Source organism: Mediterranea sp. ET5 (genome assembly GCF_023337025.1).
Lineage (GTDB): Bacteria > Bacteroidota > Bacteroidia > Bacteroidales > Bacteroidaceae > Phocaeicola_A.
The window spans coordinates 1-15,839 of sequence record NZ_JAMBLN010000010.1; the positions used below are offsets into that span (position 1 = coordinate 1).

The window sequence follows — 15,839 nt, forward strand, 5'->3', positions numbered from 1 at the left end:
CGGAGAATTATTTACGGAGTGCGTCGTATTGAAAAGCTTTATTCCCGAGGTGAACGTGGAGAAGACCAACGACATTATGACAAAAGTATTGTACATGCAAGATGAATTCCTGCGTCGTGCCAACCACCCGGAACCCGGAAATGTCAAAGGCTATTACAAGAAACTGCGCGAAGACTTCAACAAGCAACTGCATGCCCTCATTGAAGAAATCGGCACCTTACACTAATGGCATGGTAACTGATGAAGAAAGCCATCTACAGCTTTATTTATCATAAACTCTTGGGATGGAAGCATAAGGTTTCCATCCCCGATTATGATAAGTACATCATTTGCGCCGCTCCGCATACATCCAATTGGGACCTGCTCATTGGCAAACTTTTCTACGGAGCCATCGGACGAAAGACATTCTTCATGATGAAAAAAGAATGGTTTTTCGAACCGCTAGGGTCATTCTTTCGCTTTATCGGAGGGATTCCCGTCAACCGGAGCAAGAAGAACTCCCTGGTAGACCAAATGGCAGAAGAAGCCACTTCACGCAAGACATTCCATCTGGCTATCACACCCGAAGGTACCCGCTCAGCCAACGGAGACTGGAAGAAAGGATTCTACTACATCGCATTCAAGGCACAAATCCCCATCCTGCTCGCAGGTATTGATTACCGGACTAAATGTATCACCATCGAAAAGGAAGTGTTCCCCTCCGGTAATATCGAGGAGGACATGCGCACCATCAAAACCTATTTCAAGAGATTCCAAGGCAAACATCCTGAGAACTTTACTATTGGAGATATTTAATCACTCGCAATGAAACACATCGGCATCCTCCTTATGCTCGCAGCTTGTAGCTTCGGCACGGGCGTCCATGCCCAAGGATTGGAACGGACCGTCGAAGAACGGCTCAAGGACTTTTTCTCAAACTACTCTACTTCACAAGCTCATATTGGGAAGAGCAGCCTGAAGTCTTTCCGGCTGGACAATCAGAAACGAACCCTATCCATCTACTCCAATGCCAACTTCGGCTATCAACCCTTTACCGAAGAGAACGTCAAGGGCATCTATCGTTCCGTCAAGCAGTCGCTGCCCGGACCTGTCAACTACTATGATATCAAGATTTATGCCGACGGACGTCCCATCGAGGAACTTGTTCCTAATGCGTTACGCCGTCGGAGTGACCGGGACAAGAGCCGTCTGTGGGAAGACATCCGCTACGAGGGTGCCCCATGGGTGCACAATGCATCGCGTCCGTTTGACATCGGACGGGGACTGACAAACTGCCACATCGCTTTATGGCAAAGTCACGGGAAGTATTTCAAGAACGACAAGAACGAATGGAGCTGGCAACGCCCCCGCCTGTTCTGTACCACGGAAGATCTGTTCACCCAGTCGTTCGTCGTCCCTTATCTGATGCCGATGCTCGAAAACGCAGGGGCTGTCGTATTCACACCACGTGAACGTGACTGGCAGAAACGGGAAGTGATTGTCGATAATGACACCGACTCGCCAGGCTCCATCTACTATGAAGATACCAACCGTCGAAGCCGGTGGAAGAAAGGCATGGGAACGGGATTTGCCCAACTGAAACAGGTTTATCTGGACGGGGAAAATCCGTTCAATGACGGCAGCGTCCGTATCGCACCCACCACACAACGGAAAAAGGCACAGACCTTTGCCGAATGGATTCCGAACATCCCGGAAACAGGACGCTATGCAGTCTATGTGTCTTACCGCACACAACCGGAAAGCGTCACTGATGCCAAATACCTGGTATTCCATAAAGGTGGAGTCACTGAGTTTACCGTCAACCAACAAATGGGAGGTGGCACCTGGGTCTACCTGGGCACCTTCGAGTTTGACAAAGGAAACAACGACTACGGCATGGTCGTACTGAGTAACGAGAGCCGTGAACAGGGAGTCGTCTGCGCTGATGCCGTACGTTTCGGCGGAGGCATGGGCAATATCGCCCGGGGGAACAGCTCTTCTGCTGCCCGTGTGAGCGGCCTGCCCCGTTACCTGGAGGGAGCACGCTATCAGGCGCAATGGAGCGGTATGCCCTATCAGGTCTACGGCGGAAGAAAAGGCAGCAATGATTATCCGGATGACATCAACACGCGCTCCAACATGCTCAACTATCTCTCAGGGGGTTCTGTCTACAATCCCGGACAGCAAGGACTGAAAGTGCCTTTTGAACTCAGTCTCGCCTTACACAGCGATGCCGGATTCTCTGAAGAAAATGAGTTCATCGGCTCACTGGGCATCTACACCACGGACTTCAATGAGGGCAGACTGGCAGCGGGATTGTCCCGCTATGCTTCGCGTGATTTGGCAGATATGGTCTTGTCCGGCTTGAAACGTGACATCAGCAGCACATTCAATATTGATTGGGCACGGCGCTCGATGTGGAACCGCAACTACAGCGAAACGCGACTCCCCTCCGTACCTTCGATGATTCTGGAGATGCTTTCCCACCAGAACTTTGCAGACATGAAGCTGGGGCACGATCCGCGTTTCAAATTTACGGTGGCACGCTCGGTCTATAAATCCATATTGAAATACGAAGCCGTCATGCACGACCGGGATTATGAAGTGCAACCACTGCCGGTAGACCATTTTGCCATCCGCTTCACCGTGAAGAAAAACACGGTACAGCTGACCTGGTCCCCGGTGGACGACCCTCTCGAACCGAGTGCATCCCCTCGGGAATACGTGGTCTACACACGCATCGGCTATGGAGGATTTGATAACGGAGAAATCGTACGCGGGACCTCATTCACCAAGAAGCTGGAACCAGGACTGGTATACAGTTTCAAAGTGACGGCTGTGAACCGTGGCGGAGAAAGCTTCCCGTCCGAAATCCTATCCGCCTATCAGGCACAACGCAGCCGGGGGACAGTCCTCATCGTGAATGGCTTCGACCGGCTGAGCGGACCAGCCACGGTCGAAACGACCAACCTGCAAGGCTTTGACCTCCGCACTGACCCGGGAGTGCCTTATCTCTACAGCCCTGCCTTCTGTGGCAACCAACTCTGCTTTGACAAGGACGGCATCGGCAAGGAGACGGCTGACGGACTGGGGTACAGCGACAGTAACCTGGAAGGTAAACTGATTGCCGGAAACACCTTTGACTATCCTTTTATTCATGGTAAAGCCATCCAGGCTGCCGGACGCTATTCGTTTGTATCATGCAGCGATGAGGCTGTCGAAGACGGACGGGTCCGGTTGACGGATTATCACATGGTAGACTTGATTCTTGGCGTGGAGCTGTCTCCGTTCTCACCTGCCCTGAAACGTGCCCTCAGCCACTACTGTCAGAACGGAGGACGTCTGTTCGTCAGTGGGTCCCACCTGGACAAGGAGACAGACCGGGCGTTTACCAATCTGCTGAAATACATTCCGGTGGATAACCTGCTTCATTCCCAGGAGTCTGAAGTCTTCGGTACGGGCATCCGCTTCCGGCTTCCCCGCACAGCCAACGAACAGACCTATGCAGTCCCCTCGCCTGCCTGCATCACTCCCCTCTCTCCTGCCATCCAAAGCTTCATCTATCCCGGGAGCAATCAGGGGGCAGGCATTGCCTATCGTGGGACAGACTACCGCACGTTCATCCTGGGATTTCCTTTCGAAAGCATTCCGGATGAAGGAAGCCGTGCCCACATCATGTCCGGCATCCTGCATTACTTTGAGGACTGATTCTCGTCCGCACATACGCTGAGAACTCAATAAGCACGGGTGACGCAGATTGTTTCCGCACACCATCGGCAGCCTGCAGGAGATTACCTTTTCCCCATCACGCATCATCAGCAAACTGCTGTAGTACAAACACACGCATGCCGGTCTGCCCGCAGCTTCTACGGACAGACCGGCATGAAATGAAAGAAGTATCACTTATCCACAGTGGAAGAAACGACGTACCAGGGCCAGCATCTGATTGCTGTCCTTGCTGACGGTCTCATGCAACCGCGTGTCATCAAAGGCACGGAGGGTACGGATGATGCCGTCAATCATGCGCGGGCTGAACACACCTGCCTCCTCATAGACTTCCCGCTGGCGTTCCAGGCAGGCAGCCGAGTCGACACAACATACGGGCAACTGCTCCAGGGCAGCAAGCTTGGCTGCATTTTCAGCCTTGTGGATGTCCACATTCACATACTTGTCAGCCGCAATCCGCAGCGCCTCCTCCTTCGGCATCTCCAGACCATGGCGGCAAGCGACACACAGACCTGCCATCAGCTGGTACACATCCGCCGAACTGTCAGGAGAACGCATCTCGACAGTCTGCTTCTGAGTCGTGTCATAGTGTGCGGGAGTCTCCAAGGGATTGGCCAAGGCACTCATGTCCTTGTCAGCCGTCCATCCCAAGGGTACACGGACGAGCACGGAGCGGTTGCGGTCTCCCCAGCAGACGTTCGTCGGCGCTTCCTGGTGGGGCACCAGACGGAAGTAGGATGTCGGATTCTTGTTACCGAAGGCGGTAATCGACGGTGCCAGCACCATCATGCCGGCAATGGCACGACGGGCTTCCTCTGACAGTTCTCCGTTGTGGAGCATGCAGTTGCGCCCCTCCTTCATCATACGCATGTGAATATGCAAGCCCGAACCGGCTTTCCCGACCGTAATCTTCGGGGCAAAAGTCACATTCAGTTCATGACGCCACGCCAGGTTGCGGATGACCCACTTGGCAAGCATCAGCTGGTCAGCTGCCGACTCCACCGGGTTCGGCAGGAACTCGATTTCATTCTGCTCATAGACCTTGCCGTCCAGTGTGAAGTTGCCCACTTCGGAGTGCCCGTACTTGATTTGTCCTCCCGTCTGGGCAATGTAGGTCATGCACTGTTTGCGGAACTCGTTGAACTTGGCGTATGGAGCCGACTCATGGTAACCACGCTGGTCGGTAGCCGGGAACATGCCGTCGTCCTCGGCAATGACGTAGTATTCCAGTTCACCCATTGCCTCGAATGTCATCCCGGTGGATGCTGTGAAAGCCTGTGCGGCACGGTGCAGCGTCTGTTCAGGAGAACAGTCCAACGGCTCTCCTTCCTTATTGAAATAAGAACAAAGCATGCAAAGGGTCGGAATCTCGGCAAACGGGTCCATGAATGCCGTGCGGAAACGGGGAATGACATACAAGTCGCTGTTGCCGGCTTCGATAAATGAGGGGAAGAGGCTGGAACCGTCCACCCGTTCGCCACTCGTCAGGATAGCCTCCAGGTAAGCCCGGTTATTAATCATGAAGTTCAGCGTCTTCATGCGCCCGTCCTCGGCAGGATACATGAAGTTCACCATACGGATGCCCTTTTCTTCAATATAGGTCAGAATGTCTGCCTTTGTGAATTCGGCGGCAGGTTTCTGCAAGAATGCAACCAGCGGGTTGGCATTCATCTCAATCTCTTTGTTCATAACTCATGTGTTTTAAATGATATTATGGCAATACGACCGATTGCCGTGACAAATGTAATCATTAAACGAGTTCAAACAAGGGATTGAAGTGTTATTTTAATAACAAAATGTCAGAATTCAGCTAACGAAGCTCCCGCCACAGGTGGAGCAGCGCCGTCACGGGATGATGCCACAACATACGCGGTCCGGCATAACGCATCACGGCGCGCATCCTTTCCCGCTGGTCCGGCTTGTAGCAATGGATGCGGCACTGACGGCAACTTCCCTTCGATTCTCCAAACGGGCAGTGCGACAAACGGCTGTGTGCATAGGCCAGGAGTTCCTGACACGACGGACACAGTTCGGCATGGGCTTCCTTCCCCCGGCAGTAAAGGCGAATCATCCGTTCGACAATCTGCTTCTCATCTGCTATGCGTGAATACTGTTCCATAAAGAAAGCGTTACATTGAATCCCTGCAAAGATAGCAGTACTTCGTAAATATCATGCCATCCGTCCGATAGAAATGCAGGAACAGAAGCTGAAGGTCCCGGGATAAAGCCGACATGGGTACGGCATCGATGAGATACAAGCCGGGCTTATACAGACCAAAGTATTATACTTAGGTAGGCTAAGTATTATACTTAGGGTGCCTAAGTATTATACTTTGCTCCGTCTATCCGCCACTTATGCGACATCTCGGAAGCACCTGGACGGGATTAACCCCTCGTTTCCCCAAAGCGGAGCACCTACAGAAAGAGGGCATGTCAATCGGGGCCTCAAGCCCGCCTTTGACATACCCTCACTTTAGTCTCTTTAATGTTTATCTCCTACAAAAACATAGTGTGTAATTAGTCCCTTTAATAATATGTCTGTTTTTCCATAGGTGTGAATGGTTGTTTCTCTTTAAAGCCTCCCAGAGGGGTGAAATCAGGATGATTGTTTCTTTCGTCCTTGCACTTGCAAAGGTATTCGAAAGCTGTTAAAACACCCGACAAAGACTTCTCAAACCCTCCGAAAAGGGCATAAAAAGCACCCTAATACACCCTAAAATCACCCTAAAAACGCATTCATGCCCATATTTTCCCCGTCAGGGTGGAAAATATGAGCATGACAGATGCACTTAATTGAAATAGTAGAGGAAGGTGGCAATGCCCTCCAGGGCCTTCTTGGAGGCACCTTCGATCTCAATGGCGAATTTGATTTCCGCTTTTGCCACTCCGCGCAGGTTGGCCAGCGAGTGCAGGGTGGCGACCAGACGGAGGCGGTCTCCGGTCAGGACAGCCTGCCCGAACTTCATCTTATCGATACCATAGTTGATCATCATCTTCAGGTTGTTCACCTCAATAATCTGATTCCAGAAATAAGGCAACAGCGACAGGGTCAGATAACCGTGCGCGATGGTCGATTTGAAGGGGCTCTCCACCTTGGCACGTTCCGGGTCGACGTGAATCCACTGGTGGTCGAGCGTCGCATCAGCAAACTGATTGATGCGTTCCTGAGTGACTTGCAGGTAATCGGACTTACCAATCTCCTGTCCGAGCAGCTTTGCAAAGTCCTCATAAGAGTTGATAATTACTTTACTCATAACGGTCTTCTTATTTTAATGACTGATATTTAGCATCTGTCTGACAAGTGTCAGTATCGGACCATCCGCCGCGGATTCCCATGCCAGGAACATCCCAGGCAAAAGACTTCCTCCAGGTTGAATCCGTCCAGGGAGGCTTCCGGGTCCTTCGGGACAATCTGTCCGTTGTCGGTCACATACACAGGAAGGCGGTCGCCTTTCTCATTCTTCACATACACTGCCGCAACCTTACACTGCGGGCATACCAATTTACGCATAAAATCAATTGTTTAAAGTTTCGTATCGGCTCAGCCTGCCGACTGAGCGTGCACAGGTTTAGTTATTCATCACGACACCCCGACTCTTCAAACGGCGATAAATCACTATAAAAGTCGGGACAAGAAACAGGTCGGCAGCCATCCATGCCGTCGGGTCGCCGAAGCAGACGGCAATGTACCCGAAGGCAGGCACGGCAAGCACACTCACCAGAATACGGGCAATCATCTCCGACACTCCCGACAACATCGCCAGTGTAGTATACCCCACTCCCTGAATGCTGTATCGCAGGATGCACAGCAGTCCCAGCATGGGGAAGAAGGTCGCAGCAACATGCAGGAACAACTCGGTGTCCTTGATTATCTCGACTTCTGAGGCTGACACAAACATCAATGCCATGTACTTGGCACCGAACCACAGGATAACGAAGTTTGCCACAACGTAGACTCCCATCAGCAAAAAGCTCGATTTGATGCCGGACCAGATGCGTTCAGGCTTGCCTGCTCCGTAGTTCTGCCCGCAATAGGTTGCCATTGCCATGCCCAGGCTCTCCAACGGACAGAGGAAGAACATCTTGATACGCATGGCGGAAGTGAAGGCTGCCACGCAGGCTGTTCCCAATGCATTGTTGGCACTTTGCAACATGATGCTGCCAATGGCAGTGATGGAGAACTGCAATCCCATAGGAACTCCGATACCCAGCATGTTCAATGCCAACCGACGGTCAAACCGACGTTCGGAAGGTGTGGCTTGCAGAATCTCGAACTTCCGCATCATGTAGTGATAACACAGGAAAGCCGACAAGCCCTGGGAGACGACCGTGGCTATCGAAGCACCCGCCACTCCCCATCCCAACACCAGGATGCAGAAAAGGTCGAGCAGAATATTGAGGATGGTGGAAAACAACAGGAACCAGAACGGTGTCTTACTGTCTCCCAACGCACGGATGATGCAGGAAAACAGGTTGTAGAAGAACGTACAAGGCACACCGATAAAGGTAATGAGCAGGTACAGATACGCATCGTAGAAGATGTTTTCAGGAGTACGCATCGTACGCAGGATAAAGGCACAAAGCAGACTCGTCACAATGGCGATCAGGACCGACATGACCGTCGTCAGCTTCAAGCTCGCCCACACATACTTGCGCATCGTCGAATAGTCATGCGCCCCGAACTTCTGGGCAATCGGAATGCCGAAGCCTCCACAACAGCCGTTGCAGAACCCGAGAATCAGGAAGATGACCGAGCTGCTTGCCCCGACGGAAGCGAGGGCATTTATACCTAAGAACTTACCCACGATGGCAGCATCAACCAATGAATAGGTCTGCTGCAACAGGTTGCCTAATAACAGCGGAAGGGTGAAGTTCAAAATCAGAGGCAATGGAGCCCCTGACGTCATTTCTTTTGTGGATGCCATAGAGTCTTTGTCCTAAAAAATCGTGCAAAGATACACAAAAGGTCAAAGAGGTTGTCCCGAAGTGATTGTTAAAAAGTGCTTGTATCCTATAAAGCAAAGGTGCGCCGAACCAGCCTGTAAGCTATTCCCGGCACACCTCTTATGTCAGTCTTCTTCCGAATGTCAGAACGTGAATTTCTCCATCTTCATCTGACAGAGCTGTTCGATCTTCGGAACCAATGTCTTGAAATGCCCACTCGCCGAATGTGCCGCCAGAGCGGTTTCATCGGTCCATGTTTCGCAAATCAGCAAGACATCGGGACGTGTGGAACTTTCAAACAGGTCGTATGCCACACAACCTTTGTCTTTCAGGGAAGCTGCAACCAGCTCCTTTGCCACATTAATCACTTCGGCACGTTGTGCCTCTTTCACTTGGATAAAAACATTCAATCTAATCATAGTGTCATTATTTGGGTCAATCATATCAATAGTGTTCCATCGCACGCAGCGCCTCATCGTATTCGGTCGTGATTTCCTTCATGACTTCAGCCACGGTCTGTGACTGACGGAAGAGAGAGGCCACCTGCCCCAGCTCCAGTTCGCCATTCTCCAGGTCACCTTCGAAGATTCCCAGCTTCGCACGTCCGCGTCCCAACAGTTCACGCAGCTCGTCGGCAGAAGCTCCACGGGCCTCCGCCTCCTCCACAGCCTGCCGGAAACCGCCTTTCACCAGACGGGTCGGCGACAGCTTCTTCAGCAGCAACTTCGTATCTCCTTCTTCCAGGAAGAGTCCGTGTGCCTTGAAGCCCGGATGGGCGGAACTTTCCTCCGTCAGGGCAAACCGCGTGCCTATCTGCACACCTTCCGCCCCCAGAGCCATGGCTGCCAGCATCCCCCGTCCTGTCCCGATGCCGCCTGCGGCAATCAAAGGCAGGGAAGTGGCACGTCTGACTGCCGGGATGAGACAGAGGGTTGTCGTCTCCTCGCGTCCGTTGTGTCCTCCGGCTTCAAAACCTTCAGCCACCACGGCATCAACTCCCGCCTCTTCGCACTTGCGGGCAAACTTTGACGACGACACCACATGCACCACCGTCATGCCATGTTCTTTCAGGAAGGGAGTCCACAACTTGGGATTACCGGCGGAGGTAAAGACTATCTTCACCTCCTCCTCGACCAGCAGGTTCATGATTTCATCAATCTGAGGATACATCAGAGGCACATTCACCCCAAAGGGACGGTCGGTAGCTTTCCGGCATTTCTGTATATGCTCACGCAACGTGTCGGGATGCATCGAGCCTGCGCCCAGCAACCCCAGTCCACCCGCATTGCTCACAGCAGACGCCAGACGCCAGCCGCTGCACCACACCATACCACCCTGGATGATGGGATGCTCTACTTGAAACAAAGAAGTGATTCGGTTCATAAATGGATATTCGAGATTAGGTTAAAATTGTCATTGCTTGGGATAGCCCACGGGATTGTTCAGCAGTGGTATCTGATGGTCAGCCAGGTTCAGCAGCCGACGTACAGCCGGTTCGTCCATCGAAGCCCTCGGCACCGTGCACAGCCCCACGGAGGAGCAGAAGAGATTCACGTTCTCCGACACAATGCCGGCGTCCATGGCGGCCATCAGCTTCACACGCTCTCCGGTCATTTCAAAACGGGACAGGTCCGACACGAAGAGCAGAATCACCGGGAATGCCTTTACGAAGTCCTGTGTCCGTGCCGGAGAGGGAGGCCCGGCGAGCACTTCCCGATGGTCGCCCTCGACCACCGGCTGCAAAGCATGACGCTGCGGGAGGTACAGGAACACGCCTTCATCGGTGAACACATACACATCGATGTCCTGCTTGTTCAGTGCCGAAGGAGCCGTACGCCGTCCTTCCTCCGGACGGTTGATGCCATTGGCTGCCCATATCACATCCGACAAGTCACGAAGGCTGAGTTCCTCCGGCGAACATTCACGCACCGACACACGGTCGGAGAGAGCTTTCATCACTGCAGTTCCCCTGGTCTTGTCCGGTTCGGGAAGCTGTATTTCCTTCAAATCCTGTGCTTCGGCCAATGTCATGCAGCCCATTGCCACAGCAGCCATAATCAGTTTCTTCATAGGTCATTCGTCTTTATACGTCGACGAATATAGCAGATTCTTTCGATACAACACTGTTTAAGGTCGTTAAAACATTGCAGCCTGCTCCACTTTTATCCAATGTCCCGTAACCGGATGACGGAATTCCAGTTTCTCGGCATGCAAATAGAGCCTGTCGGCTGCATGTCCGTAGAGCGCATCCCCCACGATGGGAGCATCCAATCCCAGGGGATGGGCAGCATGTACCCGGAGCTGGTGCGTCCGCCCGGTCAAGGGGTAAAGAGCAATCCGGGTATGTCCTGCCGCATCTTGCCCCATCACCTCATAGCGGGTCACGGCAGGCTTGCCATATTCCTCACTTACCAGCTGACGCGGACGATTATCCGGGTCGGGACATAAAGGCAACCGGACGAAACCCGACTGCGGCGACACCTCTCCGTCCAGCAACGCCACATAACGTTTCTTCACGGCACGTGTCTCAAACTGAGCCTGCAAGGCTGCATGTACTTCCTTGGTCTTCGCCAACAGAAGCAGTCCGGATGTCGCCATGTCAAGCCGATGCACGACCAGCGGTCCTGTCGCTTGCGGACAATAACGGCGCATCCATTCCCAGACAGAGAGTTGCCCATCCTTCCCGGGGACGGACAACATGCCTGCCGGCTTATCGACGACCAGCAAATAATCATCTTCCCATACGACACGGACGCTCTCCCTGTATTGCGGAAGTGCCAAAGGATTCGGGTCGACCTCCAACCCCTCCAGCATGTGCTTCAGGATGGGCTCACACTTGGTACGGCAAGCAGGATAGTAATAACCGTGGCGTCGTAATTCATTCTTTGGAGAACCTCCCCACCAGAACTCAGCCATACAGACCGGATGAAGCTGATGGAGGTAGGCATACTGCAACAGCTTCGGCGCGGCACACTCTCCGGCTCCCGCCGGAGGGACCGAGCGTCCGGCTTCCTGGAAAATGGTACATAAATCTTTCGCTTCTCCCTTGGCGTTCAACATACGGAACTGACTGAACAGAGCCTGTTGCAATGCCGCCGACCGTCGGTGCCTCTCCTGTCTCCATGCCTCCAAACGGGCATCATACTGCTGCAATGCCTGTCGGCAAGCGGCTATCTTCTCCATCCAACGGCGTTCAAGTCGTTTATATTCCGCCTTCTGATGCTGGCTTTCGCGTACCAGCCTGCCCTGTTCTTCTTCGCTCAGGCTCCCCTGTCTACGCCGGAGGTTGCGGGCGACCTTTGCCTCTGCCAGCCGGGTCCGCTCTTTTTCCAATTCACACTTTGACTGCTGTTCAGCCTCATCCAAAGCCCATTGTGCTGTCCGGTAGGCTTCACTCGTCCGTAACGCTTCCACACGATGGTTGATGGCAGAGATACGACTCTCCTCTTCCCGGAAAAATCCATCCGGACGCAATAAATCATAGACCGGAGGAACAAAGTACGTGTGCATGTTCTTTCCGGCAAGAATCCCGGAGAAGGCAGCCAAAAAGCCAAGCTGTCCATCCGTATCCTTCACGACAAGGACTCCAAACATTTTCCCTTCCGATAACTCTTCAGCCCAGTCACCCCGGGTGGAAAGGTAGGCTTGCACTTGTTTCGCTGCCTGCACACATAGCGGATGGGGAACGTAATGGAAGGGATACGTAAAACGTGCCGGAAGAGGGATTGCCTGTACGTCTGACTCAAAATGATGTATATGGGACTGCATGATTCTATACCTTATATTATATATACGCTACATTGGAAGAAACCGTTTGGGCTTGCAAAGATAAGCAATGACGGGGAGGAAGAGAAACATGCGTTTGCTCAATTAGTTGAAATTTCCGGGAGAGATATTAGGCTATCTGAAAGTTTATACATACATTTGGATAATCTTCTAAAACACATTCAAATGAACATTGAACATTATCCCGAACGGAAACGCTTCCAGACAGTCGTGGACGGAATCACGGCTTATGTCACTTATACCATAGAGGCAGACGCCTTGGACATACGGCACACCATCGTCCCGATGGAAATCGAAGGACGGGGCATTGCCTCCGCTCTCGTACGTACCGCCTACGACTATGCACGCAGTCAGGGGTTCAAGCCTGTAGCGACCTGTTCGTATGCTGCCGTATGGCTTAAAAGGCATCCGGAATACGGAGGCACGGAGAGTAAGGACTTTGGCGGTACAGACAGCTGTGCCCTATAGGAATCACCATTTCATTCATTTCTAAACTGCTCTCCTTATGAAGTTGTGCCCTGTTTTCCTCCTTGCCTGTCTGCATGTGGCATTTGCCGGATGCAAACACACTCCTTCCGACACGACTCCCGTAGTGCCGGATACCCTTCGTGTAGACACAATCGCACCCCCTTCGGCTCCTAAACCGTTACTGACGGCTGGAGATATCGAAGTAAAAAAAGAACTGCTCTACGACAAGTATACCCTAGAGGATACCTACCCATACAAAGACACGACAAGGAGCTTTAAATGGGAAACAATCCGCGAGAAGCTGGCTATCGTGGAAAACATGCAGCGGGACACAACTGAAAAGTGGCTCGTCATGCAGAATTACAAGAATCGTAACCGGGAAGCTCCGGTTGTACGCAACTACCGGCGCAATTCATACGGCAGGGTTGCCGATACACTCGGTGTAGAACGCTACCAGTCGGTACCGCTCTATCTGCCTGGAGACACAGTGACACCTGAACGCTACGGGAAAGATGGCACGTTGGCTTACCACAGTGGGAAAGAGGGAAGCTTCATCCGCATCCGTCCCGTGGAAATCGAAGGCGAATGGCTTGTCCCCGAACGTTATCTGAAGCCACTGCCCGACAGTACACGGTTTCATCATGTCATCATCGTGGACCGGGGCGACCAGAACATAGCCACCCTGGAACGCATGGCGGAAGGACAATGGGAAGTGCGCAGCATGAATCCTTGTACAACCGGCAGAAGATTGCCGCCCTATGCCCAACCCACTCCATTGGGCATGTATCTGCTGCAGGAACAAAAACGCCGGATGGTCTATCTCAAAGACGGGTCGCCGGACAAAGGGGGCTTTGCTCCTTATGCCAGCCGTTTCACCAACGGTGCCTATATCCATGGAGTACCGGTCAATGTGCCCCGAACGAGCGAGATTGAATACAGCTACTCCCTGGGGACGACTCCCCGCTCCCACATGTGTGTACGCTGCGCCACATCCCATGCCGGATTTATCTACGGATGGGCCCCGGTCGGGCAATCGCTTGTCATTGTCATCGAATGAGGTTACACAGGTCATTTTTAACGTATTGCATGAGTTCTTATCAAAGAAAATGATTTATATTTGCGCCGAATTTAGCCCAAGAACTACATGCACAAGACAATCCTTATCCTCATCTCTCTCTTCATCCCGGCATTGTTTGTCCTGACAGGCAGTGCTTCCGTAGAACCCGCTCCTACTCTCCAGCCCACGGAGGACGCATCCATAGACAGCTGTGAGATGCTTTATGAGAAGCTCCATCTGGACAGTGTGGTCAGTCGGAGGGCTTTCCGGCAAGCCGTGGAGGGATACAAGAAGATTGAGCAACGGAGAAAGGATATACTTACCCTCATTGACTTCTCAAAACCTTCCACAGAGCAGCGGCTGTTTGTCATTGACATGAAAGCCAAACAAGTCCTTTTTGCCACAGTCGTGTCACATGGCAAGAACAGCGGAGGCAATTATGCGACTTCCTTTTCCAACGAAGAAGGGTCTCTGAAGAGCTCCTTGGGCTTTTACCTGACCGGAGAGACCTACAAGGGACGTAACGGATACTCCCTAATCCTGGACGGACTGGAGAAAGGCATCAATGACCGGGCTCGCCAACGTGCCATCGTGATGCATGGCGCCGCCTATTCCAATCCGTCAGTAATCCGTGCAAACGGACGTTTAGGGCGCAGCTTCGGCTGCCCGGCTGTTCCACAGGCTCTGTCGCGTCCCATCATCGACGCCATCAAGGGCGGCAGTGTACTCTATATTTATGCTCCAATCCCTGAGTATCTGGCACAAAGCAGCATCCTAACCCCTCGTCCTCATGCGTAAGCCCCGTCCCTGCTTACACGACGTCATCAGGTGGAGCATCCTCTTCCTGTTACTTGCGTTTATCTTCACTTGCCGGTTTCATGCGGCAACAGGCGAATGGTATGCCATCCATATTTATCCGGTTGTTTCACTCACATTGTCCCGGATTGCCTCCATCGTGCCTTTTTCACTTGAAGAGCTTTTGGTTGTCGGGGTACTCATCGGCAGCATCATCAGTGTCTTGCTGGCACGCCGACGGGGACGGAAGGTGCGCTTCATCCTCATCCGGCTGCTGGAAACGTCTGCCTGGCTCTACGTATGGTTCTACATCGGCTGGGGAGCAAACTACTTCCGTGCCTCCTTCTATGAACGCCTCCACGTAGAACCAGCCAACTACGAGGAACAAGCCTTCCGCTCGTTCCTGCAAACGTATACCGACAGCCTCAACGCCAGCTACATCCGCATAGACAGCCTCAATCCGATATCCACACAACGACTCATCCAGGCCCAATACCGGTCACTGCCTACGCACTACGGCTTACAGACTCCACAGGAATGGCAAATGCCCAAACGACTCTGTTTCAACAGGCTCTATTCCGGTGTCGGCGTACTGGGATTCATGGGGCCTTTCTTTTCCGAAATGCAGCTCAACGAGGACCTTCTCTCGTCGCAATACCCCTTCACCTATGCCCATGAACTGTCTCACCTGTTAGGCATCAGCAGTGAGGCCGAAGCCAACTATTGGGCTTTCCGCACCTGCATACAGACAGACAATCCTGCCATCCGCTACAATGGCTACATCGGACTGCTACCCTATGTCATCATAAATGCCCGTGCCACCTTACCTGCTGAAGATTATCGTCTTTGGGCTCTCACCATACGGCAAGAGGTTGTCCGCGAGATGGGGCAACGCAGCGACTATTGGAAAGAGCGCTACAGTCCCTTCATCGGCGCAATCCAAGATAAAGTGTATGATCTCTTTCTCAAAGGAAACCGGGTGTCGACCGGAAAGAAGAACTATGCAGAGGTCATCCAAATGGTGATGTCTGCCGGAGTATGAACAAAAATCACGGCTAATTCCTTCTTCCATAGAACAAATACC

Annotated in this window: 15 protein-coding genes and 1 pseudogene; 7 read left to right on the forward strand and 9 right to left on the reverse strand. The window is 52.5% G+C overall.

The annotated features are described in order from the left end of the window. The 3 genes and pseudogenes from M3087_RS07385 to M3087_RS07395 all read left to right on the forward strand — a co-directional run. Positions 1 to 226, forward strand: a pseudogene (locus M3087_RS07385) (hypothetical protein); the annotation flags it as partial. A gap of 14 nt (positions 227 to 240) precedes the next feature. Next, entirely contained in the window at positions 241 to 795 is a 555-nt protein-coding gene (locus tag M3087_RS07390; RefSeq protein WP_249094740.1) for a 1-acyl-sn-glycerol-3-phosphate acyltransferase, read from the forward strand. 9 nt (positions 796 to 804) lie between these two features. Next, positions 805 to 3,687: a fibronectin type III domain-containing protein gene (locus M3087_RS07395; RefSeq protein ID WP_249094742.1), complete on the forward strand. Its 2,883-nt coding sequence runs from the start codon at positions 805 to 807 to the stop codon at positions 3,685 to 3,687. 195 nt (positions 3,688 to 3,882) lie between these two features. Here M3087_RS07395 and M3087_RS07400 read toward each other — a convergent pair whose 3' ends face one another. The 9 genes from M3087_RS07400 to M3087_RS07440 all read right to left on the reverse strand — a co-directional run bounded on the left by M3087_RS07400 (position 3,883) and on the right by M3087_RS07440 (position 12,417). Beyond that, positions 3,883 to 5,394 (reverse strand): glutamine synthetase family protein, encoded by a 1,512-nt coding sequence (locus M3087_RS07400; protein WP_022385742.1) that lies wholly within the window; start codon positions 5,392 to 5,394, stop codon positions 3,883 to 3,885. A gap of 121 nt (positions 5,395 to 5,515) precedes the next feature. Continuing rightward, positions 5,516 to 5,824, reverse strand: a complete 309-nt coding sequence (locus M3087_RS07405; protein WP_249094744.1) for a nitrous oxide-stimulated promoter family protein — start codon at positions 5,822 to 5,824, stop codon at positions 5,516 to 5,518. A gap of 670 nt (positions 5,825 to 6,494) precedes the next feature. Beyond that, entirely contained in the window at positions 6,495 to 6,959 is a 465-nt protein-coding gene (locus tag M3087_RS07410) for a MaoC family dehydratase (protein ID WP_249094746.1), read from the reverse strand. Between the two features lie 50 nt (positions 6,960 to 7,009). Next, positions 7,010 to 7,216, reverse strand: a complete 207-nt coding sequence (locus M3087_RS07415) for a hypothetical protein (RefSeq protein ID WP_022385745.1) — start codon at positions 7,214 to 7,216, stop codon at positions 7,010 to 7,012. Between the two features lie 58 nt (positions 7,217 to 7,274). Continuing rightward, the gene (locus tag M3087_RS07420) at positions 7,275 to 8,630 is read right to left on the reverse strand and encodes an MATE family efflux transporter (RefSeq protein ID WP_249094747.1); all 1,356 of its coding nucleotides are present in this window, start codon (positions 8,628 to 8,630) and stop codon (positions 7,275 to 7,277) included. Between the two features lie 162 nt (positions 8,631 to 8,792). Next, on the reverse strand, positions 8,793 to 9,068 hold the full coding sequence (locus tag M3087_RS07425) for a putative quinol monooxygenase (protein ID WP_022385747.1): 276 nt from the start codon (positions 9,066 to 9,068) through the stop codon (positions 8,793 to 8,795). 25 nt (positions 9,069 to 9,093) lie between these two features. Continuing rightward, positions 9,094 to 10,032: an NAD(P)H-dependent flavin oxidoreductase gene (locus tag M3087_RS07430; RefSeq protein ID WP_022385748.1), complete on the reverse strand. Its 939-nt coding sequence runs from the start codon at positions 10,030 to 10,032 to the stop codon at positions 9,094 to 9,096. Between the two features lie 30 nt (positions 10,033 to 10,062). Beyond that, positions 10,063 to 10,719, reverse strand: coding sequence for a SagB/ThcOx family dehydrogenase (locus M3087_RS07435; protein WP_249094749.1), 657 nt, complete (start codon positions 10,717 to 10,719; stop codon positions 10,063 to 10,065). A 66-nt stretch (positions 10,720 to 10,785) separates the two neighbouring features. Next, positions 10,786 to 12,417 (reverse strand): RluA family pseudouridine synthase, encoded by a 1,632-nt coding sequence (locus M3087_RS07440; RefSeq protein ID WP_249094751.1) that lies wholly within the window; start codon positions 12,415 to 12,417, stop codon positions 10,786 to 10,788. Positions 12,418 to 12,600: 183 nt separating this feature from the next. On the opposite strand from M3087_RS07440, the gene M3087_RS07445 reads away from it, so the two are divergent. The 4 genes from M3087_RS07445 to M3087_RS07460 all read left to right on the forward strand — a co-directional run bounded on the left by M3087_RS07445 (position 12,601) and on the right by M3087_RS07460 (position 15,797). Further along, positions 12,601 to 12,903 carry a GNAT family N-acetyltransferase gene (locus tag M3087_RS07445; RefSeq protein ID WP_249094753.1) on the forward strand — a complete coding sequence of 101 codons (303 nt, stop codon included), beginning with the start codon at positions 12,601 to 12,603 and terminating at the stop codon, positions 12,901 to 12,903. Positions 12,904 to 12,940: 37 nt separating this feature from the next. Beyond that, positions 12,941 to 13,960, forward strand: a complete 1,020-nt coding sequence (locus M3087_RS07450; RefSeq protein WP_249094756.1) for a L,D-transpeptidase — start codon at positions 12,941 to 12,943, stop codon at positions 13,958 to 13,960. 87 nt (positions 13,961 to 14,047) lie between these two features. Next, entirely contained in the window at positions 14,048 to 14,758 is a 711-nt protein-coding gene (locus M3087_RS07455) for a murein L,D-transpeptidase catalytic domain family protein (protein WP_249094758.1), read from the forward strand. After that, a complete protein-coding gene (locus tag M3087_RS07460; RefSeq protein WP_249094760.1) occupies positions 14,751 to 15,797 on the forward strand; it encodes a DUF3810 domain-containing protein in 1,047 nt (348 codons plus the stop codon). Before M3087_RS07455 ends, M3087_RS07460 begins: the two co-directional genes overlap by 8 nt. Positions 15,798 to 15,839: the final 42 nt, after the last annotated feature.

Bases quoted from the DNA above. Each gene is read 5' to 3' on its own strand.
- M3087_RS07455 (WP_249094758.1), top strand. From the start codon at position 14,048: ATGCACAAGACAATCCTTATCCTCATCTCTCTCTTCATCCCGGCATTG.
- M3087_RS07430 (WP_022385748.1), bottom strand. From the start codon at position 10,032: ATGAACCGAATCACTTCTTTGTTTCAAGTAGAGCATCCCATCATCCAG.
- M3087_RS07410 (WP_249094746.1), bottom strand. From the start codon at position 6,959: ATGAGTAAAGTAATTATCAACTCTTATGAGGACTTTGCAAAGCTGCTC.
- M3087_RS07425 (WP_022385747.1), bottom strand. From the start codon at position 9,068: ATGATTAGATTGAATGTTTTTATCCAAGTGAAAGAGGCACAACGTGCC.
- M3087_RS07420 (WP_249094747.1), bottom strand. From the start codon at position 8,630: ATGGCATCCACAAAAGAAATGACGTCAGGGGCTCCATTGCCTCTGATT.
- M3087_RS07405 (WP_249094744.1), bottom strand. From the start codon at position 5,824: ATGGAACAGTATTCACGCATAGCAGATGAGAAGCAGATTGTCGAACGG.
- M3087_RS07415 (WP_022385745.1), bottom strand. From the start codon at position 7,216: ATGCGTAAATTGGTATGCCCGCAGTGTAAGGTTGCGGCAGTGTATGTG.
- M3087_RS07400 (WP_022385742.1), bottom strand. From the start codon at position 5,394: ATGAACAAAGAGATTGAGATGAATGCCAACCCGCTGGTTGCATTCTTG.
- M3087_RS07440 (WP_249094751.1), bottom strand. From the start codon at position 12,417: ATGCAGTCCCATATACATCATTTTGAGTCAGACGTACAGGCAATCCCT.
- M3087_RS07460 (WP_249094760.1), top strand. From the start codon at position 14,751: ATGCGTAAGCCCCGTCCCTGCTTACACGACGTCATCAGGTGGAGCATC.
- M3087_RS07395 (WP_249094742.1), top strand. From the start codon at position 805: ATGAAACACATCGGCATCCTCCTTATGCTCGCAGCTTGTAGCTTCGGC.
- M3087_RS07450 (WP_249094756.1), top strand. From the start codon at position 12,941: ATGAAGTTGTGCCCTGTTTTCCTCCTTGCCTGTCTGCATGTGGCATTT.
- M3087_RS07390 (WP_249094740.1), top strand. From the start codon at position 241: ATGAAGAAAGCCATCTACAGCTTTATTTATCATAAACTCTTGGGATGG.
- M3087_RS07435 (WP_249094749.1), bottom strand. From the start codon at position 10,719: ATGAAGAAACTGATTATGGCTGCTGTGGCAATGGGCTGCATGACATTG.
- M3087_RS07445 (WP_249094753.1), top strand. From the start codon at position 12,601: ATGAACATTGAACATTATCCCGAACGGAAACGCTTCCAGACAGTCGTG.